Raw genomic sequence first — 24,054 nt, 5'->3', positions numbered from 1 at the left:
CCGGGACCGGCGCGCGGACGGTCGCCCCCAGCCCGACCACGAAGAACACCAGGCTCAGGAGCCCGGAGTGTTGTCGCCCCGCTTCGAGGTGGCCATGAGGTAGTCGCGGTTGAGCCGGCCGATGGTGTTCAGCGGAATGCCCTTCGGGCAGGCCGGGGTGCACTCACCGGCGTTGGTGCAGCCGCCGAAGCCGGCCTCGTCGTGCGCGTCGACCATGCCGATCACCCGGGTGTACCGCTCGGGCTGGCCCTGCGGCATCAGGGAGAGCTGGGTGAGCTTGGCGGCGGTGAAGAGCATGCCGGAGCCGTTCGGGCAGGCGGCGACACACGCGCCGCAGCCGATGCAGGCGGCCGACTCGAAGGCGGCGTCCGCGTTGGCCTTGGCCACCGGGGTGGAGTGCGCCTCGGGCGCGCTGCCGGTCGGCGCGGTGATGTAGCCACCGGCGGCGATGATCTTGTCGAAGGCGCCCCGGTTGACCACCAGGTCCTTGATCACCGGGAAGGCGCTGGCCCGCCACGGCTCGATGTCGATCGTCTCGCCGTCGGTGAACTGCCGCATGTGCAGCTGGCACGCGGTGGTGCCGCGCTGCGGCCCGTGCGCGTCACCGTTGATCATCAGGCCGCACATGCCGCAGATGCCCTCGCGGCAGTCGTGGTCGAACGCCACCGCGTCCTCACCGGCGAGGATCAGCCGCTCGTTGAGCACGTCGAGCATCTCGAGGAACGACATGTCCGGGGACACGTCGTCGACCTTGTAGGTCACCATCCGACCCTTGTCCTCAGGGCCCTTCTGGCGCCAGATGCGCAGGGTCAGGTTCACTTGTAGCTCCGCTGCGTGGGGTGGACGTATTCGAACATCAGGTCTTCCTTGTGCAGCACCGACGGCTCACCGGTGGCGGTGAACTCCCAGGCCGCCACGTACGCGAACCGGTCGTCGTCGCGCTGCGCCTCGCCGTCCGGGGTCTGGTGCTCGGCCCGGAAGTGGCCGCCGCAGGACTCCTCGCGGTGCAGGGCGTCGACGCACATCAGCTCGGCCAGCTCGAAGAAGTCGGCCACCCGGCCGGCCTTCTCCAGCGACTGGTTGAGCTCCTCGCCGCTGCCGGACACCCGGACCCGCTGCCAGAACTGGTCGCGCAGGGCACGGATCTCGCCGATCGCCTTGCGCAGCCCGGCCTCGCTGCGCTCCATGCCGCAGTGCTCCCACATGATCTGGCCCAGCTCCCGGTGGAACGAGTCCACCGTCCGGTCGCCGTTGACCGCCAGCAGCCGCTGGATCCGGTCCTCGACATCGGCGCGCGCCTCGACCGCCGCCGGGTGGCTGGCGTCGACCTTCTCCAGCGGGCCCGAGGCCAGGTAGTTGGCGATCGTGGTCGGCAGCACGAAGTAGCCGTCGGCCAGGCCCTGCATCAGCGCTGAGGCGCCGAGCCGGTTCGCGCCGTGGTCGGAGAAGTTCGCCTCGCCGATCACGAACAGGCCGGGGATGCTCGACTGGAGGTCGTAGTCGACCCAGAGACCACCCATCGTGTAGTGCACGGCGGGGTAGATCCGCATCGGCACCTCGTACGGGTCCTCGCCGGTGATCCGCTCGTACATCTCGAAGAGGTTGCCGTACTTGGCCTCGATGGCCTTGCGGCCCAGCCGGCCGATCGCGTCGGCGAAGTCGAGGTAGACACCGAGTTTGGTCGGCCCGACGCCGCGTCCCTCGTCGCAGACGTTCTTCGCGGCGCGGGAGGCGATGTCGCGGGGGACCAGGTTGCCGAAGGAGGGGTAGATCCGCTCCAGGTAGTAGTCCCGCTCGTCCTCCGGGATGTCCTGGGGGTTGCGGTCGTCGCCCTTGGTCTTCGGCACCCAGACCCGGCCGTCGTTGCGCAGCGACTCGCTCATCAGGGTCAGCTTCGACTGGTGGTCGCCGGAGACTGGGATGCAGGTCGGGTGGATCTGCGTGTAACAGGGGTTGGCGAAGTACGCGCCCTTGCGGTGCGCCCGCCAGGTGGCGGTGACGTTGCAGCCCTTGGCGTTGGTGGAGAGGTAGAAGACGTTGCCGTAGCCGCCGGACGCGAGCACGACGGCGTCGGCCATCTCGGTGCTGATCTCGCCGGTGACCAGGTCGCGGACCACGATGCCGCGGGCCTTGCCGTCCACGATGACGAGCTCCAGCATCTCGTGCCGGGCGTTCATCTCCACGTTGCCGAGGCCGATCTGCCGCTCCAGCGCCTGGTACGCGCCGAGCAGCAGTTGCTGGCCCGTCTGCCCCCGGGCGTAGAAGGTGCGCTGCACCTGGGCGCCGCCGAAGGAGCGGGTGTCCAGCAGACCGCCGTACTCGCGGGCGAACGGCACGCCCTGGGCGACGCACTGGTCGATGATGTTGACCGACACCTCGGCCAGCCGGTGCACGTTCGACTCCCGGGAGCGGAAGTCGCCGCCCTTGACGGTGTCGTAGAACAGTCGGTGCACCGAGTCGCCGTCGTTGCGGTAGTTCTTCGCGGCGTTGATGCCGCCCTGCGCCGCGATCGAGTGCGCCCGGCGGGGGCTGTCCTGGTAGCAGTAGGACCTGACGTGGTAGCCCTGCTCGGCCAGGGTGGCCGCGGCCGAGCCGCCGGCCAGGCCGGTGCCGACCACGATCACCGTCATCTTGCGGCGGTTCGCGGGGTTGACCAGCTTGGCCTCGAAGCGTCGGGTGTCCCAGCGCTTCTCGATCGGGCCGGTGGGAGCCTTGGTGTCGGCGATCGGGTCGCCCTCGGTGAAGAGTTCCATGTCAGGACACCAATCCGGTGAGAACGGCGAACGGGACCACCAGGTATCCGGCGCAGAGCAGCACGGCGAAGACCAGCGCGGCGGTGCGCGCCCGGCGCTCGCCCCGCGGCGTCTGCTGGCCGAGGCTGCGGAACGCGCTGAAGGCGCCGTGCCGCAGGTGGAAGCCCACCGCGACGATGGCGAGGGTGTAGAAGAGCGTGACGTACCAGCGCTCCGGCGCGAAGTCGGCGACGACGTTGCCGTAGGGCTTGCTCTCGTCACCGACCGGGTTCAGCGTGCCGGTGGTCAGGTCCAAGAGGTGGTAGATGACGAAGAGCAGGATGATCACCCCGCCCCAGCGCATGGTGCGGGCCGCGTAGCTGCCGTTGACCTTCTTGCGGTGGGCGTATTTCACCGGGCGGGCCGCGTGGGCCCGGCGGGCCAGCACCGTCGCGGCCACGATGTGGGCGACGACCGCCACCACCAGCCCGAAGCGCAGGATCCACAGGAACCACACGCCGGGCAGTAGCGGCTTGCCGATGTCGCGCAGCCAGCGCGCGTAGTGGTCGAACGAGGTCTCCCCCGTGAACACCTTCAGGTTGCCGAGCATGTGTGCGATCAGGAACAGCGCCAGCATGATGCCCGTCACCGCCATGACGGCCTTGAGACCGACGTTGGAGCGGATGGGCGACCGAGTTTTCGTGACTACCACACGATCGACGCTAGGAGCACATGGATCAGTCGTCCAATGCATCAAACTCGCAGTGTTGATAGCCGTAAGCTATGTAGATGCAACTCCATCAGCTCCGGTACTTCGTTGCGGTGGCCGAAGTACGACATTTCACCCAAGCCGCCGACATCGTCGGCATCACTCAGCCTTCTCTCAGTAAGCAAATTCACGCCCTGGAGACCGACCTCGGGGCCCCACTGTTCGAGCGGGTACGGGGCAACATCGCCCTCACCGCGGCCGGCGAGGTGCTGCTGCCGTTGGCCACCCGCATCCTCGCCGACGTGGAGACCGCGACCCGGGAGGTCCAGGAGTTGGTCGGGCTGCGCCGGGGCCGGGTCCGGCTCGGCGCCACCCCCAGCCTCGCCACGTCGCTCGCCCCGCCGGTGCTGCGGCGGTTCCGCGACGCGCACCCCACCGTCGACCTGAAGGTCGAGGAGGGCGGGTCCCAGGACCTGGTGCGCGACCTGCTCCGCGGCGACCTCGACCTGGCGCTGATCATCATGCCGGCCCAGGGCGCCGACCCGGGGCTGCGCGTCGATCCGATCCTGCAGGAGAGCCTGGTGGTGGCCTCGGTGGGGGAGGTGCCGACCGCCTCGGCGAACGGGGAACTGCGCATCACCGACCTGCGCGACCAGCCGATGGTGATGTTCCGGGAGGGCTACGACCTGCGCGACGCCACCATCGAGGCGTGCCGCGCGGCCGGCTTCGAGCCGACCTTCGCGGTCGACGGCGGAGAGATGGACGCGGTGCTCAGCTTCGTCGAGGCGGGGCTCGGCGTCGCGCTGGTGCCCGGCATCGTGCTGGCCCGCCGTCCGGGAGTGCGGATCACCCGGCTGGCGCCGCCCGGGGTCCGGCGGACCATCGCGGTGGCCCGCCGGCGGGACGTCGTGCCGACCCACGCCGGCCGGGAACTGCGCCGCATCCTGCTCGACTACGTACAGTCCGCGATCGACGGCGACGACCTCCCGCCGGGTGTGGACCCCCGCTGATCGCCGTCAGCGGCCTTCGGCGTCGTCCATCGCGCGGTAGATCCGCTGCTCCGAGACGGGGTACGGGGTGCCCAGCGCCTGAGCGAAGACGTTCACCCGCAACTCCTCGATCATCCAGCGGATCTGCCGGACGGCGGTCTCCTGCCGGCGTGCCGGCGGCAGCGCGGCGAGCAGGTCGTCGTACTCCTTCTGCACCGTCGCGATCCGGTCCTGCTGCTGCCGGTCGCGTTGCGGGTTGCCGCCCAGCCGGTCCAGGCGGCGCTCGATGGCGGTGAGGTAGCGCAGCAGATCGGGCAGGCGCGCGTACCCGGCCTCGGTGATGAACCCGGCGTGCACCAGACCGGCGAGCTGTTTGCGGATGTCGGCCAGTGCGGCCACGACGGCGAGGTTGCGGGTGGCGCCGAGCCGCTGTTCGACGGTGTACGCGGCGGCGAGCACCTTGCGTACCCGGTCCATCACCTCGACCACGGTGTCGACCAGGTCGGCGCGGACCTTCTCGCGGAGCGCCGCGAACCCGTCGGCGTCCCAGGCCGGCCCGCCGGCGGCACCGATCAACCGGTCGATGGCCGCGCCCGCGGCGTCCTCGATCAGCTCCTGCACGCCGCCGTGCGGGTTGCGGCTCAGCGCCAGCTTCGCCTCGTTGTTCAGCCGGCCCTGTAGGAACCGGGCCGGGGACGGCACGGTGAGCCGCAGGAGCCGGCGGGTGCCGGCCCAGTGCGCCGCCTCCGCCTCGGCCGGGGAGTCGAAGACCTTCACCCCGACGGTGGCGCCCTCGTCGACCAGTGCCGGGTACGCGGTCACCGCGTACCCGGCGCGGACCTGCTCGATGGTGCGCGGCAGCGTGCCGATGCTCCACTCGCGCAGCCCGGTGCGGGCCACCTCCGGCGCGGCGGCCGCCACCACCTGGCGTACCTCCTGGCGGAGTTGGCGTTGCAGGGTTGGCAGGTCCTTGCCCTCGGCGACCGGCTTCTCGTCGTCGCCGAGCACCCGGAAGGTGACCCGCAGGTGTGCCGGGAGCTTGCCGGGCTCCCAGGCGTCGCGCGGCACGGTGACCCCGGTCATCCGGCGCAGTTCCCGGGTGAGCGCGTCCAGCAGCGACTCCTCGCCGGGGGTGATCGCCGCCAGGGCGGCCCGGGCGTAGTCCGGCACCGGGACGAAGTTGCGGCGGATCGCCTTGGGCAGCGAGCGGATCAGCGCGATCACCGTCTCCTCGCGCAGCCCGGGTACCTGCCAGCCGAAGCTCTCCGCCGGCACCTGGTTGAGCAGCGGCAGCGGGATGTCCACGGTGACGCCGTCGGCCGGCGTGCCCGGCTCGAACCGGTAGGTCAGTGGCAGGGTCACCCCCTGGGTCTGCCACTCGTCCGGGTAGTCGCCCTCGTCCACCCCCGGCCGGCCGTCGTTGACGAGCAGGTCGCGGGTGAAGGTGAGCAGGTCGGGCAGGTCCCGGCGGGTCTTCTTCCACCAGGTGTCGAAGTGCCGGCCGGACACGACGTCGGCCGGGATCCGCTGGTCGTAGAAGCCGAAGATGGTCTCGTCGTCGACCAGGATGTCCCGGCGGCGGGCCCGGCTTTCCAACTCCTCGATCTCGGCGAGCAGCCGCTTGTTGTCACTCCAGAACTGGTGGTGGGTCTGCCAGTCGCCCTCGACGAGGGCATGCCGGATGAACAGCTCCCGGCTCAGCGGCGGGTCGATCCGCCCGAAGTTCACCTTGCGGGAGGTGACGAGCGGGACGCCGTACAGGGTGACCTTCTCGTAGGCCATCACCGCGGCCTGCTTCTTCTCCCAGTGCGGCTCGCTGTAACTGCGCTTGACCAGGTGTTGCGCGAGCGGCTCGACCCACTCCGGCTCGACCCGACCGGCGATGCGGCCCCAGAGTCGGGAGGTCTCCACCAGCTCGGCGGCCATCACCCAGCGCGGCGGCTTCTTGAACAGCGCCGAGCCGGGGAAGAGCGCGAACTTCGCGCCCCGCGCGCCCAGGTACTCGTGTTTCTGCGCGTCCTTCAGGCCGATGTGCGACAGCAGACCGGGCAGCAGTGACTGGTGCACCTTCGGGGTGTCGATCTCCTCCGGCAGATCGGCGCCGCCCCGGCGGCTCTCACCCCGGCCGGCGTCCGCGCCGTCCGAGGTGTCCCGCGCCGGCCGTCCGCCGCGCCGGTCGCCCTCCTGCGGGGTACGCAGCACCTGGCGCAGCTGCCCGACGATGTCCTGCCACTCGCGGACCCGCAGGTAGTTCAGGTACTCCGCCTTGCACATCCGGCGGAACGCGCTGGAGGACAGCTCCCGCTGCTGTTCCCGCAGGTAGCGCCACAGGTTGAGGAACGCGACGAAGTCCGATTCCTTGTCGGCGAACCGGGCGTGCGCCTGGTCTGCCTGGGCCTGCTTCTCCGCGGGCCGCTCCCGTGGGTCCTGGATGGAGAGCGCGGCGGCGATCACCAGCACCTCGGTCGCGCAACCGTTGCGTTCGCCCTCGACGACCATGCGGGCCAGCCGCGGGTCGACCGGCAGTTGGGCCAGCCGCCGGCCCAGCGCGGTGAGCCGCTTCGCCGGGTCGGCCTCGGCCGGGTCGAGCGCGCCCAGCTCGTGCAGCAGGTTGACGCCGTCGGTGATGTTGCGCCGGTCCGGCGGGTCGATGAACGGGAACGCGGCGAGGTCGCCGAGCCCGATCGCGGTCATCTGGAGGATGACCGACGCCAGGTTGGTGCGCAGGATCTCCGGGTCGGTGAATTCCGGCCGGGAGAGGAAGTCCTGCTCGTCGTAGAGGCGTATGCAGATGCCGTCCGAGGTACGCCCGCAGCGACCCTTGCGCTGGTTGGCCGACGCCTGGGAGATCGGTTCGATCGGCAGCCGCTGCACCTTGAGCCGGCTGGAGTAGCGGGAGATCCGGGCGGTGCCCGGGTCCACCACGTACTTGATTCCGGGCACGGTCAGTGAGGTCTCCGCGACGTTGGTGGCGAGCACCACCCGACGCGCGGTGTGCGCCGCGAACACCCGGTGCTGCTCGGCGGAGGAGAGCCGGGCGTACAGCGGCAGGATCTCGGTGCCGAGCAGCGAGCGCTTCTTCTGCACCAGCTTGCTTAGCGCGTCGGCGGTGTCCCGGATCTCCCGTTCACCGCTGAGGAAGACCAGGATGTCGCCGGGGCCCTCGGCGGCCAGCTCTTCGACGGCGTCGCCGATCGCCTGGATCTGGTCGCGGACGGTCTCCTCGTCGCCGTCGCCGTCGCCGTCCTCCTCGCCCTCGGCGACCTCGACCAGTGGCCGGTAGCGCACCTCCACCGGGTAGGTGCGGCCCGAGACCTCGACCACCGGCGCCGGTACGCCCTGCGGCTCGTCGGCGGTGGGCGGCCCCGCGAAGTGTCGGGCGAAGCGGTCGGTCTCGATGGTCGCCGAGGTGATGATCACCTTGAGGTCGGGTCGTCGGGGGAGCAGCTCCCGCAGGTACCCGAGGATGAAGTCGATATTGAGGCTGCGCTCGTGCGCCTCGTCGATGATCAACGTGTCGTACTGGCGCAGCATCCGGTCGGTCTGCAACTCGGCCAGCAGGATGCCGTCGGTCATCAGCTTGACCAGGCTGCGGTCGCTGACCTGGTCGGTGAAGCGCACCTTGTAGCCGACCACGTCACCCAGCTCGGTGCCCAGCTCGTCGGCGATCCGGTCCGCGACCGTCCGGGCCGCCAGCCGCCGGGGCTGGGTGTGCCCGATCAGCCCGTGCACCCCGCGCCCCAGCTCCAGGCAGATCTTGGGTATCTGGGTGGTCTTGCCGGAGCCGGTCTCGCCGGCCACGATCACCACCTGGTGGTCGCGGATGGCGGCGGCGATGTCGTCCTTGCGCTCGCTGACCGGCAACCCCGCCGGGTACGTGATCACGGGTACGGCCGCGCGCCGGGCGGCGATCCGCTGCTCGGCCCGCGCCAGGTCGGTGGTGATCTCGGCCAACGCCGCCTCCCGGCGCTGCGGGTCGCGCAGCTTGCGGGCGCCGTCCAGCCGTCGCTGGAGCCGGCGCTGGTCGCGGAACATCAGGGGGGAGAGGCGGCGGTGCAGCTCGCGGACGGGATCGGTCGCGGCGGAGGAGGCTGGATTCTGCATGTCGTGCCCAAGGATAGGCAGCCCGGCCGCGTACCGCCCCTGGGTTACCGCGCCGCCGCTCTCCGGGCACAGCGCGGCGGTCTAGAGTTGGCGGCCGACGTCGAGCGCTGGGGGACGGAATGGAGCTGCGGGACACCGACCGCGCGCTGGTGCAGGCCGCCACGGCGGTCGCCAAGCTGCGCTGCCGCAGCGAGAACCACACCGTCGCGGCCGCCGCTCGGACCGCCGACGGGCGGGTCTTCACCGGGGTGAACGTCCACCACGTCACCGGCGCGACGTGCGCCGAGCTGATCGTCGTCGGCACCGCCGCGACGCAGGGCGTCACCGGGCTGGAGACGATCGTGACGGTGGCGGATCGCGGGCGCGAGATCGTCGCGCCGTGCGGCCGGTGCCGCCAGGTGCTGGGGGACCACTTCCCTGCGCTGCGGGTGATCGTCGGCTCGGTGGAGGCCCTGCGGGTGGTGCCGATCGGCGAGCTGCCGCCGGAGCGCCACGTCGAGGATGAGCAGCGGAACGCGCCGCCGCCGGCCAGCTCGCCGGTCCCTCCGGCGGCCCGCAGCGCCGCGGCCGGCTGACCGGCGCCAGCTCCTGGCGCGTCAGTCGCCGGCCGCCGCCTCCAGCATCGAGCGGGGGATCGGCACGCTCTCGAACCGCACGTTGCCCTCCGGCACCAGCCAGCTCATCACCTGTACGGCCAGCTGCCCGGCTCGCACCGCCGGATCGTTGTGATACAGCTCGCGGGCCTCGTCCGGGGCGATGGAGAGCACGACGAAGCCCCGCAGCCGGTCGTCGTCGCCGTGCAGGAACGGCCCGGCCGCGAGCACGAGTCCCTGCTCCACGAGCCCCGCCTGGTGGGCCAGGTGCGTGTTCTGCAACCGGTCGATCGCGTCCTGCGGCAGCTCCGGGGCGTCCGCCGGCCGGACCAGAAGCACGACCGTGTGCTGGTCGAATCGCATGCTCCCACCCTAGGCGGGCCGCCCCCTCGCCGCGGGCGTCCGACCTGGTCACCCGCCCTGGATCGACGAGCGCCAGTTAGGCCACCCTCAGGACGTCGGCTAAGGTAAGGCGAACCTAAGCGCGAACGTGCAGGAGACTCGTGACCACCCTCGCCACCCGGCCGGCCCCGGCCCGCAACCGGTCCGGCACGCGTACCGGCCGCCGGGTGGCCGTCACCGTCGGCGCCGCGCTGGTGCTGCTGCTCACCGTGCTGGCCAGCTTCGCGCTCGGCAGCAGGCAACTCGGCGTCGACCAGGTCTGGCACGCCCTCGTCGCGCCGGACGGCAGTGACGCCAGCACCATCGTCCGCGAGCTGCGGGTGCCGCGCACCGCGCTCGGCCTCGCCGTCGGGCTCGCGCTCGCCGTGGCCGGCGTGCTGTTCCAGGCCCTCACCCGCAACCCGCTCGCCGAGCCGCGCATCCTCGGCATCAGCGCCGGCGCGTCGTTCGGCGTGGTGCTGGCCATCTCCGTCTTCGGTGTCGGCACGCTCGCCGGGTACGTCTGGTTCGGCATCGCCGGTGCGCTGATCGCCGGGCTGCTGGTCTTCGCCATCGCCACCCGGGCCCGCGAGGGCGCCAGCCCGGTCACCCTCGCGCTGGTCGGCGCGGCGCTCGACGCCAGCCTGGCCTCCGGGGTGTACGCGCTGCTCAGCATCGACGCCCGCACCTTCGAGGAGTACCGATTCTGGGTGGTCGGCGGGCTGGCAGGACGGGACCTGTCGGTCACCGCCCAGGTGCTGCCCTTCGTCCTCGCCGGCCTGGTGCTTGCCGCCCTGGTGGCCCGGGGTCTGGACGCGTTGGCCCTCGGCGACGACGTGGCCCGCGGCCTCGGCAACCGGGTCGGCCTGGTCCGCCTCGGCGGTGGCCTCGCCGCCGTGCTGCTGACCGGGGCCGCGGTGGCGGCGGCCGGGCCGGTCGCCTTCGTCGGGTTGGCCGTGCCGCACCTGGCACGCGCCCTGGTCGGCGCGGACCACCGCTGGACCCTCGCCGTCTCCGCCCTGCTCGGGCCGGCCCTGCTGCTCGGCGCCGACGTCGTCGGCCGGCTCGTCGCCCCGCCCGGCGAGATACCGGCCGGGATCGTCACCGCCCTGATCGGCGCGCCGCTGCTGGCCGTGCTGGTGCGCCGCGCCCGGGTGGTGACCGCGTGACCACCGTCGACCGCATCCCCGACTCCCCGACCACGGCGCCGGACGTCGACGCGACGCCCGGTGGCGCCGACGCCCGGCTGCCCGGGCGGTCGCTGCTGCGGATCGGCCCAGTCAGCCTGCAGGTCCGCCGCCGCGCGGTGCTGGTGGCCGCCACGCTGACCGTGCTGCTCCTGCTGGCCGTGGTGCTCAGCCTCTCCCTGGGCACCCCGTACGTCGCCCCGGCCGACGTTCTGCGCGCGCTCTCCGGGGCGGGTACCCCGTACGATTTGGTCGTCTTTGACCTTCGGCTGCCGCGGATCGTGTTGGCCGCGGTGGCCGGCGCGGCCTTCGGCGTGGCCGGCACGCTGATCCAGAGCGTGGCCCGCAACCCGCTGGCCAGTCCGGACGTCATCGGCATCACCCAGGGCGCCGGGCTCGCCGCGACCGTGGCGTTGACCAGCGGGGCGGCCGCGGTGCTGGTGGCGCCCACCGCGCTGGTGGGCGGGCTGCTCGCCGCGGTGCTGCTGTTCGCCCTCGGTGCCCGGCACGGGCTGGCCGCGCAGCGGTTCGTGCTCGCCGGAGTCGCGGTCGCCTTCGCCTTCCGGGCGCTGACCGAGGTGGTCATGCTCACCGCCGACCCGATCGACGGGCTGCGGGCGCAGATCTGGCTGATCGGCACCCTGGCCGGCAAGGGCTGGACCGAGGCCGCCTGGATCGCCGGCACGCTGCTGGTGCTGCTGCCGGTGCTGGCCTGGGCCGGATGGGCGCTGAACAGCACCGCCCTGGACGACGACACCGCACGCGGGGTCGGGCTACGCCCGGTGGCCCGCCGCATCGGGCTCGCCGGCACCGGCGTACTCGTCGCCGCGATGGTCACCGCCCAGGTCGGCGCCGTCGACTTCGTGGCCCTGGTCGCGCCCCAGGTGGCCCGGCGGCTGGTACGGGCCGAACGGCCGCCGCTGGTCTGCGCGGCGCTGCTCGGCGCGCTGCTGCTGGTGCTGGCCGATCTGGCCGGCCGACGCCTGTTCGCACCCACCCAACTGCCGGCCGGCGTGCTGACCGCCGCGATCGGCGGGCCGTACCTGATCTTCCTGCTGCTGCGCGGACGGCGGCGGTCCTCGTGACTCAAGGAGTCGTGTGATGCTCTCCACCCGCGACCTGGTCGCCGGCTACGACGAGCGGACCGTGCTCGACGGGCTCGACCTGGACCTGCCGACCGACGCGTTCACCGTGATCGTCGGACCGAACGCGTGCGGCAAGTCCACCCTGCTGCGAACCATGGCCCGGCTGCTCACCCCCCGCCGTGGCACCGTGCTGCTGGACGGCAGCGCCATCCGCGACCTGCCGACCCGGGAGGTGGCCCGCCGGCTCGGCGTGCTGCCGCAGAGCCCGCTGGTGCCCGAGGGCGTCACCGTGGCCGACCTGGTCGGGCGCGGCCGGCAGCCGTACCAGCGGTGGTGGCGGCAGTGGTCACCGGAGGACGGCGCGGCGGTGGACCGGGCGATGGCCCTGGCCGACGTGGCCGGCCTGGCCGACCGGCCGGTCGACAGCCTCTCCGGCGGCCAGCGGCAGCGGGTGTGGATCGCCATGACCCTCGCCCAGGACACCGACGCGCTGCTGCTGGACGAGCCGACCACCTTCCTCGACCTGGCCCACCAGGTGGAGGTGCTGGACCTGCTGCACCGGCTGCGCGTCGAGCGGGGACGCACCGTGGTCGCCGTGCTGCACGACCTGAACCAGGCCGCCCGCTACGCCGACCACCTGGTCGCGATGCGCGCCGGCACGGTGGTGGCCGCCGGGCCGCCCCGGGAGATCCTCACCGCGGACCTGGTCCGTGACGTATTCGGGCTGGCCTGCGTGGTCGTGCCCTGCCCGGTGACCGGGGCACCCCTGGTGGTGCCCGCGCACACCGGCGGCGCCACCACCCGCCCGGTCACCCCCTCCGCCCAACCCGCCGACGACGGGAACATCCCGCTCGCCGGCTCGTACCCTTCGAAAGGACTCTGATGCGTCGTCTCGTCGCCGCCCTCGCCGCGGCCGTCGCCCTCGGCGTCGGCCTCACCGCCTGCGGTGAGAGCGACCCGGTCGCCGGCTCCGCCACCGGGGAGACCCGGGAGATCACCCATGCCATGGGCACCACCAAGGTCCCGGCGGAGCCCAAGCGCGTCGTCGTGCTCGACACCGACAAGATCGACACGGCGCTCTCGCTGGGCGTCACGCCGGTCGGCGCCGCCACCGCCGGTGAGGCCAAGAGCTGGCCGACGTACTTCGGCGCGGACAAGCTCGCCAGCATCAAGGAGGTCGGGGTGCTCACCGAGCCCGACCTGGAGGCGATCAACGCGCTGAAGCCGGACCTCATCCTGGGCAGCAAGTTCCGCCAGGAGAAGTTCTACGACGAGCTGTCCGCCATCGCGCCGACGGTGTTCACCGACAAGGTCGGCATCACCTGGAAGGAGAACTTCCTCCTCGACGGCAAGGCGCTCGGCCACGAGCAGCAGGCCAAGGATCTGCTCGCCGCGTACGAGAAGCGGGCCAAGGACTTCGGCACGACGCTCGGCGACGCCGCCGCCCGCAAGGTGTCGATCGTGCGGTTCCTCCCCGGCAACATCCGGGTGTACGGCCCGGACTCGTTCTCCGGCATCGTCATCGGCGACACCGGCCTGGGCCGGCCCGAGCGGCAGCAGCTCGCCAACAAGGAGGACAAGCGCTTCGACCTGGTCAGCCCCGAGCGGATCAACGAGGTCGACGGTGACGTCATCTTCGTGACCGCCTACGGCGACAAGGCCGCCGCCGAGCAGGCCAAGATGACCGCCGGTACCCTCTGGAAGGGCCTCGGCGCGGTCAAGGCCGGCAAGGCCTACCCGGTCGCCGACGAGGTTTGGATGACCGGCATCGGTGTCGGCGCCGCCAACAAGATCCTCGACGACCTGGCAAAGTACCTCCCCGCCGCCTGACCAACCCCGCGTGCCGCACGCGCTGCGCGCCGCACGCGGCCGTGATCACGCTCGATCCAGGAAGTAGTGGTCTCTCTTGACGGGGAGGCCACTACTTCCGTATTCGAGCACGATCATGGTGCCCAGGGGGAGCGGGACCGCGCCCGCAGCGCGGCCCTGACCTCGGCAAGGAAGCCGTCGAAGTCGTCCCGGAGGCGCTTGGCGGTCACGTGCACGACGATCCAGTCGTCGCCGAGCAGCCGGTTGAGTCGCCGGCGGTCCCGGTGGAACTGCTCGGGGTCGTCGTGCCAGAGCCCGTCGTACTCCACCGCGATCTTGAACTGCGGCCAGGCCAGGTCCAGTCTGGCCACGAACCGGCCCTGATCGGCGACGATCCACTGCGTCTGCGGCCTGGGCAGCCCGGCGAGCACGAGCCGCACCCGGGTGCGGGACTCCTGGGGTGACTCCGCACCCGCGTCGGCCAGGTCAACCGCGCGCAGCAGGGACCGCCAGCCCCGCCGACCGGCCCGGCTCAGCGCGTACTCGCGCAACGTCGGCACGTCGATGAGCCGGTTGGCGAGCAGGGCGTCGATGACGACCACCGCCTCGACCACATCGAGCCAACGGGCGAGGTCCCAGCAGGTTCGCGGCGGGCTGGTCACCCTGACCCCCGCCCGGTCCACCGCGTCGCCACAGTCGATCTCCCCATGATGGATCCGAAGACCGGTGGTTGGCCCGATCCGGGTGTCCCTGGGCACCAACACGTCGACCGGCTCCGTCAGAGTCGGTGTAGCGCAGCCGTACAGGGCCGCTGCGGCGTTGCCGGCGATGGCCGCGCCGGGCGGGATCAGCCAGCGTCCGACTGGGCGCACCTGGTCAGGTGTGTGAATTTGACCTGGGCGTCGGCGTGGACGTCCCGGAAGAGTGGCCGCCACGCGGAGCTGCGTAGGTCGTTGCGGGTCAGCAGGCCCTGCGAGACGGCGACCGAGCCACGGAAGACCCGACCGCGCAACTGGGGCGGCCGGCGAGGAGCTTTCGGCATGGTGTCCAGGCTGACCGATCCCGGTGCCCTACACCGCCCCTGTGGATAACCACGGATCGCGCCTCGGCACCTCCGCTGCCCACTCACCCATGATCTCGCCCGAACAGGGATGTAGTGGCCTCCCGAGGAGAGGAGGCCACTACATCCGGGATCGAGCGTGATCTCGCAGGGCAGCCGCCCCGGCCGGCGAGATGGGTCAGGCGGCGGTGGACCAGATGGCGCGGAAGGCGGCGGCTTCGCCGGCCAGCCAGCGTTCGATCTGGTCGGGCTTGGCGTCGGCGGGCATGTGGTGGGCCTGGCCGCGTCGGACGTCGACCAGGACCGGCTCGGCGTGCGGCAGCACCGCGTCCATGTGCCGGGCCATCAGGTGCAGGGTGGCGAGCACGGACTCCGGACTCGGCGGGGTTTCGTCGAAGTGCAGCCGGACCGCCTCGGCCCGGCCGTCGGCGTGCCGTACGCCGAAGTGGGGGTTGATCTTGACTGGCAGATCGCCGAGCATGGCGAGGGCGTCGCGGGTCTGGGCCAGGTCGACGGCGGGCGGCTCGCCCAGGGAGTGCAGCCAGGCCGTGGCGCCGGGAACCAGCGCCTGGTAGAGCGGGCGCCAGCGTGGCTTGACCACGTCGACCACGCCGGTGAGGTGGGTGCCACCGGTGTGGAAGGCGATGTCGGCCTTGAGGGCCTTGACGAACTGGCCGTGCGGGTTGAAGCCGGAGCGGCTGGCCCGCTGCTTGCGCAGGCCGCCCACGAAGGTTGCCTTGGTGGGGCCGTTGCGGTCGACGTAGCGGGTGAAGCCGAGCAGTGTGGCGTAGGGGGTGAGGGGCGTGGAGGCGGGCGCGGTCACGGGCGTCCTCCCAGGTCAGGATCTCGATTAGTACACACATTCTAATCGACGGGTCTGACATTGCCCAGCGGGAGAACTGGCGAAGCGGGTGGGCCGATTGGTGCCGGTTCGCGGCCACCGGCGGTCAGTCGGCCCGGGACGGTTTCGGGGGCGCGAAGGCGGCGGTCAGGCGGCTGACGCCGAACTCGAAGGCCTCGTCGAGGTCGCCGCCGAGGTTGAAGGCGCCCGCGTACTCCATGCTGACGAAGCCGTTGGCCCAGGCGGTGAACATGCGGGCGGCCTCCAGGGCGTGCTCGGGCCCGGCGAGGGCGGCGGCGACGCGCAGGGCGGGGGCGCTGGCCTGGGTGAGGGCATCGAGGCTGGGCCGGGTCTCCCGGCGGCTGTTGGCGAAGATCAGCTGATAGCCGGCCGGGTGTGCGTGGGCGAACGCGCGGAAGGCGCGGGCCAGCTCGCCGAGGTCCCTGCCCGGGTCGCCGCTGCTGGCAACGGCGCTGAGCTGCTCGCCCATGTCGCGGACGACGGCCTCGGCGACGAGCTGGATCAGGGCGTCGCGGTTGCGGACCCGCTTGTAGAGCGACGGGGCGCGCACACCGACCCGCTCGGCGACCGCCTGCATGGTCAGGCGCGGGAGTCCCTCCGACTCCAGGATGCCGCGTGCGGCTTCGATGATGTCGGCGAGCGACGTCCGGTCGGGGGTCGGCATGCGGGTGCTCCTTCCGGGGCTGGGCGACGGCCGTCACCATGATAGCTATAGCGTTTAGCCATGATAGCTATGTACCGTAGCCATACGAGACGTGACGTCACTTCGGGAGGCACCCATGAAGCTCGGGCCACACCTGCACCGCATCGGCAACGACATCGTCGCCGTCTACCTGATCGAGACCGAGGAGGGTGTGACCGTCGTCGACGCCGGGCTCTCCGGTCACTGGCGGGAGCTGGTGGCGGAGCTGTCCGGCATGGGCCGCTCGCTCGCCGACGTTCGGGGGCTGATCCTCACCCACGGCGACACCGACCACATCGGGTTCGCCGAGCGGCTCCGACGCGATCACGGCGTGCCGGTCTACGTGCACGGTGCGGACGCCGCCCGCGCCCGCGGCGAGGTCAAGCCCAAGGCGTCCTTCGGGAAGGTCAAGGTGGGTGCGACTGCGCGCTTCATCTGGTACGCGAGCCGCAAGGGCGGGATGCGCACGACCCACCTCACCGAGGTGACCGCCGTGGAGGACGGTCAGGTGCTCGACCTGCCCGGTGCCCCTCGCGTGATCGGGATGCCCGGCCACTCGCCGGGCAGCATCGCCGTGCACGTGCCGGTCGCCGACGCGGTGTTCGTCGGGGACGCGCTCACCACCCGGCACGTGCTGACCGGCCTCCAGGGCCCGCAGCCGGCGCCGTTCACCGACGACCCGGCGCTGGCGCTCGCCTCACTCGCCCGCATCGAGGACCTGCCGGCGACGTGGATCCTCCCCGGTCACGGCACCCCGTGGAACGGAGGCGTCCGCGAGGCGGTGCGCCGGATCAGGGCGGTGGCCGAGGCCCGGTGAGCGGAGTCGGGCCGAGGCCGACGCCGGTGGTGTGCCGGAGGCGGGTTCCGCCTCCGGCATCGAGTCAGAGCTGGCCGACGTCGGTGATCCGGATTACGGCGGCGCCGATCTCGTCCGAGGCGGCCAGGTCGACCTCGGCACTGATGCCCCAGTCGTGGTCGCCGTCCGGGTCGTCGAAGATCTGCCGGACGGTCCACCGCTCCCGGCCCTGCTCGATCATGAGCAGCGCCGGTCCGCGTGCGTCCGGCCCGATCCCGATCGAGTCGTACGCCTCGAAGTACGGACCCAGCGCGTCGGCCCACGCGTCGTAGTCCCAGCCGTCGCCGGCGTCCAGTTCGGCGAGCAGGTCCCAGCGGCGCAGCGCGGCCAGCTCGACCCGGCGGAACAGCGTGTTGCGCACCAGCACCCGGAACGCACGCGCGTTGCGGGTCACCGCCGGCGGCCGGTCGGTCAGGGCTGCGTGCGCCTGGGCCACCTCCGCCACGTCGGACGGGTTGCGCAGCCGCTCCCACTCGTCGATGAGGCTTGAGTCGACCTGGCGGACGAGCTCGCCCAGCCACTCGATGAGGTCGATCAGCTCCTCGGTCTTGGCGTCCTCGGGCACCGTCTGCCGCAGCGTCTTGTACGCGTCGGCCAGGTAGCGCAGGACGAGGCCCTCCGAGCGGGTCAGCCCGTAGAACTGCACGTACTCGGTGAAGGTCATCGCCCGCTCGTACATGTCGCGGACCACGGCCTTGGGGGATAGCTGGTGATCGGCGACCCAGGGGTGCCCCTGCCGGTACATCTCGTACGCGGCCTCCAGCAGCTCCGCGAGCGGCTTCGGGTGGGTCACCTCGTCGAGCAGTTCGAGGCGGGCCTCGTACTCGATGCCCTCGGCCTTCATCGCGGCGACCGCCTCGCCGCGCGCCTTGAACTGCTGCGCGGAGAGGATCTGCCGGGGGTCGTCGAGGATCGACTCGACGACCGAGAGGACGTCCAGGGCGTACGACGGTGACTCGGCGTCGAGCAGTTCGATGGTGGCCAGGGCGAGGGGGGAGAGCGGCTGGTTGAGGGCGAAGTCGAGCTGGAGGTCGACGGTGAGGCGGATCCGTCTGCCGGTCTCGTCCGGCTCGGGCAGTTCCTCGACGACCCCGCCGGCGCGTAGCGCCCGGTAGATGGCGATGGCGCGGCGGATGTGCCGGCGCTGCGCGGCGGCGTCCTCGTGGTTGTCGGTGAGCAGGTGCCGCATCGCGGTGAACGCGTCCCCGGGCCGGCCGATGACGTTCAGCAGCATCGAGTGGCTGACCTGGAAGCTGGAGGTCAGCGGCTCCGGCTCGGCGTCGACCAGCCGGTCGAAGGTGGGCTGACCCCAGCCGATCGAGCCCTCCGGCGGCTTCTTGCGGACCACCTTGCGCCGCTTCTTCGGGTCGTCACCGGCCTTGGCGAGGGCCTTCTCGTTGTCGATCACGTGCTCGGGGGCCTGCACCACGACCCGGCCGATGGTGTCGAAGCCGGCGCGGCCGGCCCGCCCGGCGATCTGGTGGAACTCGCGGTTCTTGAGCAGACGGGTACGGACCCCGTCGTACTTGGACAGGCCGGTGAACAGCACGGTGCGGATCGGCACGTTGATGCCGACGCCGAGGGTGTCGGTGCCGCAGATGACCTTGAGCAGGCCGGCCTGCGCGAGGGTCTCGACCAGCCGGCGGTACTTGGGCAGCATGCCGGCGTGGTGGACGCCGATGCCGTGCCGGACCAGCCGGGACAGGGTCTTGCCGAAGCCGGACGTGAACCGGAACCCGCCGATCGCCTCGGCGATCATGTCCTTCTCGGCGCGGGTGCAGACGTTGACGCTCATCAGCGCCTGGGCGCGTTCCAGCGCGGCGGCCTGGGTGAAGTGCACCACGTACACCGGGGCCTGCTTGGTCTCCAGCAGCTCCTCGAGCGTCTCGTGCAGCGGCGTCATGGCGTACGAGAAGATCAGCGGGACGGGCCGCTCGGCCGAGCGGACGACGGCGGTCGGCCGCCCGGTGCGCCGGGTCAGGTCGTCGACGAACCGGGTGGTGTCCCCCAGGGTGGCGGACATCAGGATGAACTGGGCCTGCGGCAGCTCGATGATCGGCACCTGCCAGGCCCAGCCCCGGTCGGGCTCAGCGTAGAAGTGGAACTCATCCATGATCACCTGGCCGACGTCGGCCTTCGAGCCCTCGCGCAGCGCCAGATTGGCCAGGATCTCCGCCGTGCAGCAGATGATCGGGGCGTCGGCGTTGACGCTGGCGTCGCCGGTCAGCATGCCGACGTTCTCGGCGCCGAACACCTCGCAGAGGGCGAAGAACTTCTCCGACACCAGCGCCTTGATCGGCGCGGTGTAGAAGGTGGTCCGGCTGTCCGCGAGGGCCGCGAAGTGCGCGGCGACCGCCACCAGGCTCTTACCCGAGCCGGTGGGCGTATTCATGATCAGGTTGGCGCCGGAGACGATCTCGATGACCGCCTCCTCCTGATGGGGGTAGAGGTCGAGGCCGAGATCCTTCGCCCAACCGGCGAACGCGTCGAAGAGGGTGTCGGGGTCGGCGCTTGTCGGCAGCGCGGCGGTGAGCGTCATATCCCGTCCATGGTGCCTGGATCATGCCCCCCGGTGCCAACCGGGTCGCCGCGACACCCTTACCGGCGGCGGTAGATCAGGTCGGCGACCGGCCGGCCGGCGGTGTGCGCCCGTCGCTCGAACTTCGTCACCGGGCGGTGCGCCGGACGCGGCGCGAACCCGCCGTACGCGTCCACCAGCCCCGGATCCGCGTCCAGGGTCTGCCGCATCGCCTCGGCGTACTCGGCCCAGTCGGTCGCGCAGTGCAGCGGGCCGCCCGGGGTCAGGCGGGAGCGCAGCAGCGCCACGTGTGCCGGCTGGATGATCCGCCGCTTGTGGTGGCGGGCCTTCGGCCACGGGTCCGGGAAGAAGACGTGCACGGCGTCCAGGACGCCCTCGGGCAGGCCACGGACCAGGTCCAACGCGTCGCCCCGAGCCACCCGCACGTTGCCCAGGCCGGCGCTGTCCACCAGGTCGAGCAGGTTCGCGATTCCCGGCGTGTGCACCTCCACCGCCAGATAATCTCGGTCCGGGTCAGCGGCGGCCATCGCGGCGGTGCTGTCGCCCATGCCGGAGCCGATCTCCAGCACCACCGGCGCCCGGCGGCCGAACAGGCCGACGAGGTCGACGGGCTCGTCCGACACGTCCAGGCCGTAGCGGGGCCACAGCCGGTCCAGCGCATCGGTCTGCCGGCCGCTCATCCGGCCCCGTCGGGGGTGGAAGGTGCGGATCGCCCGGCTCGTGGGCGGGGCGGCGGGGTCATGGTCGGTGGCGGTCACAGCGACCCGAGCGTACGCGACCCGGTCGGCGGATCGGATGTGATGTGCGACCGGGAATGAGAGGATCCAACTGGTACGGCAGGCCGGCTGGTCCGCTTCCCGGCACGGCCGCACGGCGTCGAGAGGGGGCATCGTGACAGTGACCCGCGGCGGCGTGACCCTGTCGGTGGTGACCATGCTCGCCGGCCTCCTGCTGGCCACCGCTCCCGCACACGCCGCCGCCCGCGCACCCGACACCACGCCCGTTCGCGTGCCCACGGCCGCTCTCGTGCTCGCCGCGCCCGCGCTCGGCGCGCCGCAGCCCGGCCCGCCCGGTGGCGCACCCCAGCCCAGCCCGGTGGTGGATGTCTTCGTCGAGGTGAGCCCGAGCACGGTGCAGCCCGGCTACCTGGTCGGCATCCGGGCCAGTTGCCGGGACAACTCGGTGGGGGCCACGGTGGTCTCCGATGCCTTCGGCGCGGTCGGTGTGCAGCCGCAGCGCGGGGTGCTCACCGCCGCGCCGATGGTGCGCGAGCGCACCCGCCCCGGCAACTACCGGGTCAAGCTGGAGTGCCGCGACGGCGAGACCGCCTCGACGATGCTCCAGGTGGTCAAGAAGATCCAGCCCAGTCGGGGTCCGGCCACCGGCTTCGGCGGCGCCGCCGGTGGCATGACCGGCAATCTGCTGCTGCCCGGTGGCGCGGCGTTGACCATCGCCGGGTTGATCCTCGCCGTGGTGGCCCTGCGCCGGCCGCGCGTCTCCCGCCGCTGAGGCCGCCATGGAGATCTTCCGCCCCTCGCAGCCGCCCGCCGACCGTCCGTCGGTGGCCGGCCGCCCGCCGACCGCCGTCGCGCCCCGGCGCAGCCGTCCGCCCGGCCGTCCGCCCGGCCGCAGCCCCTGGACGGTGCCGGTGGCCGTGGTGCTGGTGCTGGCCGGCGTCTTCGCCACAGGGGCGGGGCTGGGCCGCTCGGTCGGCCCGCTCGACTGGGCGCCGGCCGGCGGTGACCGGCCGGCCCGCAGCGAGACGGTCGGACTGTCGGCCAGCCGCCCGGTGCGCCTCTCGGTGCCGGCGATCAAGGTCGCCGCGCCGGTGGCGCCGGTCGGGCAGGCGCGGGACGGCTCGATCGCCGTACCCCCGCTGGAGCGGCACAACGAGACCGGCTGGTACGACCGGGGACCCACGCCCGGCGAGCCCGGCCCGGCGGTGATCGTGGGACACGTGGACACCAAGAGCGGGCCGTCGGTCTTCTACGACCTGGGCAAGCTGCATCCCGGCGACCTCATCGAGGTGGCCCGGGCGGACAGGTCGGTGGTGGTGTTCAAGATCGACACGGTCGAGCATTTTCCGAAGGACCAACTGCCCGCCGAGCGGATCTACGGCCACGACGGCCCACCGGGGCTGCGGCTGATCACCTGCGGTGGCCAGTTCATCGGCGGCCGCACCGGCTACGCCGACAATGTCATCGCCTTCGCCACCCTCCAGTCCTCCCGCAAGCCCTGACATCGCCTGCCTCCGGCCTTGCTCAACACGGTCTCAGTGATGTGGGGGTGTCCCGCTGGCCCGGACACCCCTGCATCGCGGATCCCGAGTGGATCAAACGATCTCCGGAATGACCGACTAGGGCTGGGGGACGTGCAGGGCCACCTCGAACTCCAGCAGGCTGGCGCCGGTGGAGACCGGTGGGCGGGGCTTGTCGCCCGGCGCGGCGGCGTGGGCGGCGCGGGACGGACCCGCGGCCCATGCCTGGTACGCCTCTTCGCTCTCCCACTTCGTGTAGACGAAGTAGCGGGTCTCGCCGGCCACCGGCCGGAGCAGCTCGAAGCCGAGGAAGCCGGGGGAGTTCTCCACCGCGCCGGCTCGCGCGGCGAACCGCTTCTCCAACTCCGCGCCGGCACCCGGTGGGACGTCGATCGCGTTGATCTTCACAACTGCCATCCACTCACCCTAACCAGGCTCAGAACGTCTCGACGACGGGTACCAGATCGGCGTCGACCACGATCGGGGCGTGATCGGAGGGGCCCTTGCCCTTGCGGGCCTCCCGGTCCACGTACGCCGAGCGGACCGCCCGCGTGAACGGCGCGGAGGCGTACACCAGGTCGATCCGCATGCCCTTGTTCTGGTGGAACATCCCGGCGCGGTAGTCCCAGTAGGTGAACGGGTGTGGCCCCTTCATGGGGGTCGGCACCACGTCGCTCAGCCCCAGATCGCGCAGCGCGGCGAGAGCCGCCCGCTCGGCCGGCGTGACGTGCGTGGAGTGGGTGAAGACGGCCGGGTCCCAGACGTCGGCGTCGGTCGGGGCGACGTTGAAGTCGCCGCAGACGGCCAGAGGCAGCCCGCCGGCCAGTTCCGCGTCCAGCGCGTCACGCAGCGCCGCGAACCAGGCCAGCTTGTACGCGTAGTGCGGGTCGTCCGGCGTACGGCCGTTGGGCACGTACACCGACCAGACCCGCACCCCGTCGCAGGTGGCGGAGATGGCCCGGGCCTCCGGCTCGGGGAAGCCGGGCTCGCCGGCGAACCCGACCCGGACGTCGTCCAGCCCCACCCGGGACAGGATGGCGACCCCGTTCCAACGGCCGTCGCTGTGGCTGGCCACGGTGTAGCCCAACTCGCCCACCTCGGCCACCGGAAAGGCGCCGTCCGGGCACTTGGTCTCCTGCAGGCAGACCACGTCCGGCCCGGTGCCGGCCAGCCACTCCAGCAGCCGGGGCAGCCGGGCCTTCACCGAGTTCACGTTCCAGGTTGCCAGGCGCATGTCTCCAGCCTGCCGCATCCGCCCCCGCGACGCCGGGTCAGCTGCCCGGGGTGTCGCCGGGACGGGTCTGTTCGGCCAGGAACCGTTCCAGCTCCGCGCCGAGTTCGTCGGCGGTGGGCAGCGGGCCGGCGTCCGGCGCGAGCAGGCTCTTCTCACCGCGGCCCCGGGCGAACGCGTCGTACTGCTCCTCCAGGGCCTGGACCAGGGCGGCGGCGTCCTCGGTCTGAGCGACCTGCCGGTCGATCTCCACCCGGACCACCTCGGCGGCCGAGCGCAGCCCGTCGCCGGGCAGCAGCAGCCCGGTGCTGCGGGACACCGAGGTGAGCAGCACCTCGGCGGCGGCCGGGTACTCGGTCTGCGCCACGTAGTGCGGCACGTGGGCGGCGAAGCCGAGCGCGTCACGGCCCTGCTCGCCGAGGCGGAACTCCAGCAGGTGACCGACGCTGCCGGGCACCTGGACCCGTTGCAGCCAGGGCTCGTACCCGGCGATCAGCTCGGGCCGGGTGGCGTGCGCGGTCACCCCGGTCGGCCGGGTGTGCGGCACCGCCATCGGGATCGAGTTGAGCCCGACGGTGAGTCGGACGTCCAGGCGGGCGGTGAGCCCGGCGACCGCGGCCACGAACCGCTCCCACTGCAGGTCCGGCTCCGGGCCGGTGAGCAGCAGGAACGGGGTCTCGTCGTCGTCGTGCAGCAGGTGCAGCTCGAGCTCGGGCGCGTCGACGCTCTCCCAGTGGTCCTCGACGAAGGTCATCACGGGGCGCCGCGAGCGGTAGTCGAAGAGCTGGTCCACGTCGAAGGTGGCGATCGGCCGGCTCTCCAGCGAGGTGAGCAGCTGCTCGCGGGCCAGCCGGCTGGCGTTGCCGGCGTCCACGAACCCGGTGAGGGCCTGGATCATGACCGGTTGCCCGAGGTCGGGCAGATCGTCGGTGAGCTGGTAGAGCTCGTGTGGGTCGAGCACCGGTGCGGACCTCCCTG

At 72.1% G+C, this 24,054-nt stretch carries 23 protein-coding genes; 9 read left to right on the top strand and 14 right to left on the bottom strand.

Going from position 1 to position 24,054, the window contains the following annotated elements:
• Positions 1 to 54: 54 nt before the first annotated feature.
• The 3 genes from ACFYPS_RS19310 to ACFYPS_RS19300 are packed head-to-tail and all read right to left on the bottom strand — an operon-like array spanning position 55 to position 3,486.
• Entirely contained in the window at positions 55 to 819 is a 765-nt protein-coding gene (locus tag ACFYPS_RS19310; protein WP_354964053.1) for a succinate dehydrogenase/fumarate reductase iron-sulfur subunit, read from the bottom strand.
• Complete coding sequence (locus tag ACFYPS_RS19305) at positions 816 to 2,753, bottom strand: fumarate reductase/succinate dehydrogenase flavoprotein subunit (RefSeq protein WP_354964054.1); 1,938 nt, start codon at positions 2,751 to 2,753, stop codon at positions 816 to 818. Before ACFYPS_RS19305 ends, ACFYPS_RS19310 begins: the two co-directional genes overlap by 4 nt.
• Position 2,754: 1 nt before the next feature.
• Positions 2,755 to 3,486, bottom strand: a complete 732-nt coding sequence (locus ACFYPS_RS19300) for a succinate dehydrogenase cytochrome b subunit (RefSeq protein WP_387325865.1) — start codon at positions 3,484 to 3,486, stop codon at positions 2,755 to 2,757.
• A gap of 35 nt (positions 3,487 to 3,521) precedes the next feature.
• Between ACFYPS_RS19300 and ACFYPS_RS19295 the strand changes: the two genes are divergently transcribed.
• Positions 3,522 to 4,451 (top strand): LysR family transcriptional regulator, encoded by a 930-nt coding sequence (locus ACFYPS_RS19295; RefSeq protein ID WP_354964056.1) that lies wholly within the window; start codon positions 3,522 to 3,524, stop codon positions 4,449 to 4,451.
• Between the two features lie 6 nt (positions 4,452 to 4,457).
• Here the strand turns inward: ACFYPS_RS19295 and hrpA are convergent, their stop codons facing one another.
• Positions 4,458 to 8,534, bottom strand: coding sequence for an ATP-dependent RNA helicase HrpA (hrpA, locus tag ACFYPS_RS19290; RefSeq protein ID WP_354964057.1), 4,077 nt, complete (start codon positions 8,532 to 8,534; stop codon positions 4,458 to 4,460).
• A gap of 119 nt (positions 8,535 to 8,653) precedes the next feature.
• Here hrpA and ACFYPS_RS19285 point away from each other — a divergent pair, with 119 nt between their 5' ends.
• Positions 8,654 to 9,109: a cytidine deaminase gene (locus tag ACFYPS_RS19285; protein ID WP_354964058.1), complete on the top strand. Its 456-nt coding sequence runs from the start codon at positions 8,654 to 8,656 to the stop codon at positions 9,107 to 9,109.
• 21 nt (positions 9,110 to 9,130) lie between these two features.
• On the opposite strand, the gene ACFYPS_RS19280 is transcribed toward ACFYPS_RS19285, so the two are convergent.
• Positions 9,131 to 9,490 carry a YciI family protein gene (locus ACFYPS_RS19280; RefSeq protein ID WP_354964059.1) on the bottom strand — a complete coding sequence of 120 codons (360 nt, stop codon included), beginning with the start codon at positions 9,488 to 9,490 and terminating at the stop codon, positions 9,131 to 9,133.
• A gap of 140 nt (positions 9,491 to 9,630) precedes the next feature.
• Here ACFYPS_RS19280 and ACFYPS_RS19275 point away from each other — a divergent pair, with 140 nt between their 5' ends.
• The 4 genes from ACFYPS_RS19275 to ACFYPS_RS19260 are packed head-to-tail and all read left to right on the top strand — an operon-like array spanning position 9,631 to position 13,610.
• On the top strand, positions 9,631 to 10,677 hold the full coding sequence (locus ACFYPS_RS19275) for an iron ABC transporter permease (RefSeq protein WP_354964060.1): 1,047 nt from the start codon (positions 9,631 to 9,633) through the stop codon (positions 10,675 to 10,677).
• On the top strand, positions 10,674 to 11,780 hold the full coding sequence (locus ACFYPS_RS19270) for an iron ABC transporter permease (RefSeq protein WP_354964061.1): 1,107 nt from the start codon (positions 10,674 to 10,676) through the stop codon (positions 11,778 to 11,780). Before ACFYPS_RS19275 ends, ACFYPS_RS19270 begins: the two co-directional genes overlap by 4 nt.
• Before the next feature lie 16 nt (positions 11,781 to 11,796).
• Positions 11,797 to 12,663 carry an ABC transporter ATP-binding protein gene (locus tag ACFYPS_RS19265; RefSeq protein WP_354964062.1) on the top strand — a complete coding sequence of 289 codons (867 nt, stop codon included), beginning with the start codon at positions 11,797 to 11,799 and terminating at the stop codon, positions 12,661 to 12,663.
• The gene (locus tag ACFYPS_RS19260; protein ID WP_354964063.1) at positions 12,663 to 13,610 is read left to right on the top strand and encodes an iron-siderophore ABC transporter substrate-binding protein; all 948 of its coding nucleotides are present in this window, start codon (positions 12,663 to 12,665) and stop codon (positions 13,608 to 13,610) included. The genes ACFYPS_RS19265 and ACFYPS_RS19260 overlap by 1 nt, the downstream gene beginning before the upstream one ends.
• Before the next feature lie 113 nt (positions 13,611 to 13,723).
• Here ACFYPS_RS19260 and ACFYPS_RS19255 read toward each other — a convergent pair whose 3' ends face one another.
• The 4 genes from ACFYPS_RS19255 to ACFYPS_RS19240 all read right to left on the bottom strand — a co-directional run bounded on the left by ACFYPS_RS19255 (position 13,724) and on the right by ACFYPS_RS19240 (position 16,175).
• Positions 13,724 to 14,461 (bottom strand): hypothetical protein, encoded by a 738-nt coding sequence (locus tag ACFYPS_RS19255; protein ID WP_354964064.1) that lies wholly within the window; start codon positions 14,459 to 14,461, stop codon positions 13,724 to 13,726.
• Positions 14,437 to 14,631: a hypothetical protein gene (locus tag ACFYPS_RS19250; protein WP_354964065.1), complete on the bottom strand. Its 195-nt coding sequence runs from the start codon at positions 14,629 to 14,631 to the stop codon at positions 14,437 to 14,439. The genes ACFYPS_RS19255 and ACFYPS_RS19250 overlap by 25 nt, the downstream gene beginning before the upstream one ends.
• Positions 14,632 to 14,827: 196 nt before the next feature.
• Positions 14,828 to 15,472, bottom strand: a complete 645-nt coding sequence (locus tag ACFYPS_RS19245) for a hypothetical protein (RefSeq protein WP_354964066.1) — start codon at positions 15,470 to 15,472, stop codon at positions 14,828 to 14,830.
• Positions 15,473 to 15,596: 124 nt separating this feature from the next.
• A complete protein-coding gene (locus tag ACFYPS_RS19240) occupies positions 15,597 to 16,175 on the bottom strand; it encodes a TetR/AcrR family transcriptional regulator (protein ID WP_354964067.1) in 579 nt (192 codons plus the stop codon).
• A gap of 115 nt (positions 16,176 to 16,290) precedes the next feature.
• Here ACFYPS_RS19240 and ACFYPS_RS19235 point away from each other — a divergent pair, with 115 nt between their 5' ends.
• The gene (locus ACFYPS_RS19235; RefSeq protein ID WP_354964068.1) at positions 16,291 to 17,010 is read left to right on the top strand and encodes an MBL fold metallo-hydrolase; all 720 of its coding nucleotides are present in this window, start codon (positions 16,291 to 16,293) and stop codon (positions 17,008 to 17,010) included.
• A gap of 64 nt (positions 17,011 to 17,074) precedes the next feature.
• On the opposite strand, the gene ACFYPS_RS19230 is transcribed toward ACFYPS_RS19235, so the two are convergent.
• On the bottom strand, positions 17,075 to 19,588 hold the full coding sequence (locus tag ACFYPS_RS19230; protein ID WP_354964069.1) for a DUF3516 domain-containing protein: 2,514 nt from the start codon (positions 19,586 to 19,588) through the stop codon (positions 17,075 to 17,077).
• Positions 19,589 to 19,647: 59 nt separating this feature from the next.
• Positions 19,648 to 20,346 carry a tRNA (guanosine(46)-N7)-methyltransferase TrmB gene (gene trmB, locus ACFYPS_RS19225; protein ID WP_354964070.1) on the bottom strand — a complete coding sequence of 233 codons (699 nt, stop codon included), beginning with the start codon at positions 20,344 to 20,346 and terminating at the stop codon, positions 19,648 to 19,650.
• A 130-nt stretch (positions 20,347 to 20,476) separates the two neighbouring features.
• Between trmB and ACFYPS_RS19220 the strand changes: the two genes are divergently transcribed.
• Positions 20,477 to 21,097: a hypothetical protein gene (locus tag ACFYPS_RS19220; protein WP_354964329.1), complete on the top strand. Its 621-nt coding sequence runs from the start codon at positions 20,477 to 20,479 to the stop codon at positions 21,095 to 21,097.
• Between the two features lie 7 nt (positions 21,098 to 21,104).
• Positions 21,105 to 21,827, top strand: coding sequence for a class F sortase (locus ACFYPS_RS19215; RefSeq protein WP_354964071.1), 723 nt, complete (start codon positions 21,105 to 21,107; stop codon positions 21,825 to 21,827).
• Positions 21,828 to 21,944: 117 nt separating this feature from the next.
• Here ACFYPS_RS19215 and ACFYPS_RS19210 read toward each other — a convergent pair whose 3' ends face one another.
• The 3 genes from ACFYPS_RS19210 to ACFYPS_RS19200 are packed head-to-tail and all read right to left on the bottom strand — an operon-like array spanning position 21,945 to position 24,037.
• Positions 21,945 to 22,262 carry an antibiotic biosynthesis monooxygenase gene (locus tag ACFYPS_RS19210; protein WP_354964072.1) on the bottom strand — a complete coding sequence of 106 codons (318 nt, stop codon included), beginning with the start codon at positions 22,260 to 22,262 and terminating at the stop codon, positions 21,945 to 21,947.
• Between the two features lie 19 nt (positions 22,263 to 22,281).
• Positions 22,282 to 23,079 carry an exodeoxyribonuclease III gene (locus tag ACFYPS_RS19205; protein WP_354964073.1) on the bottom strand — a complete coding sequence of 266 codons (798 nt, stop codon included), beginning with the start codon at positions 23,077 to 23,079 and terminating at the stop codon, positions 22,282 to 22,284.
• Between the two features lie 37 nt (positions 23,080 to 23,116).
• Positions 23,117 to 24,037, bottom strand: a complete 921-nt coding sequence (locus tag ACFYPS_RS19200) for a PAC2 family protein (protein ID WP_354964074.1) — start codon at positions 24,035 to 24,037, stop codon at positions 23,117 to 23,119.
• Positions 24,038 to 24,054 lie beyond the last annotated feature (17 nt).

Origin of the sequence: Micromonospora sp. NPDC005087 (genome assembly GCF_042872965.1) — a bacterium.
GTDB lineage: Bacteria > Actinomycetota > Actinomycetes > Mycobacteriales > Micromonosporaceae > Micromonospora.
The sequence above is the reverse complement of the archived record's forward strand: the minus strand, read 5'-3'. Positions and strand labels throughout refer to the sequence as shown.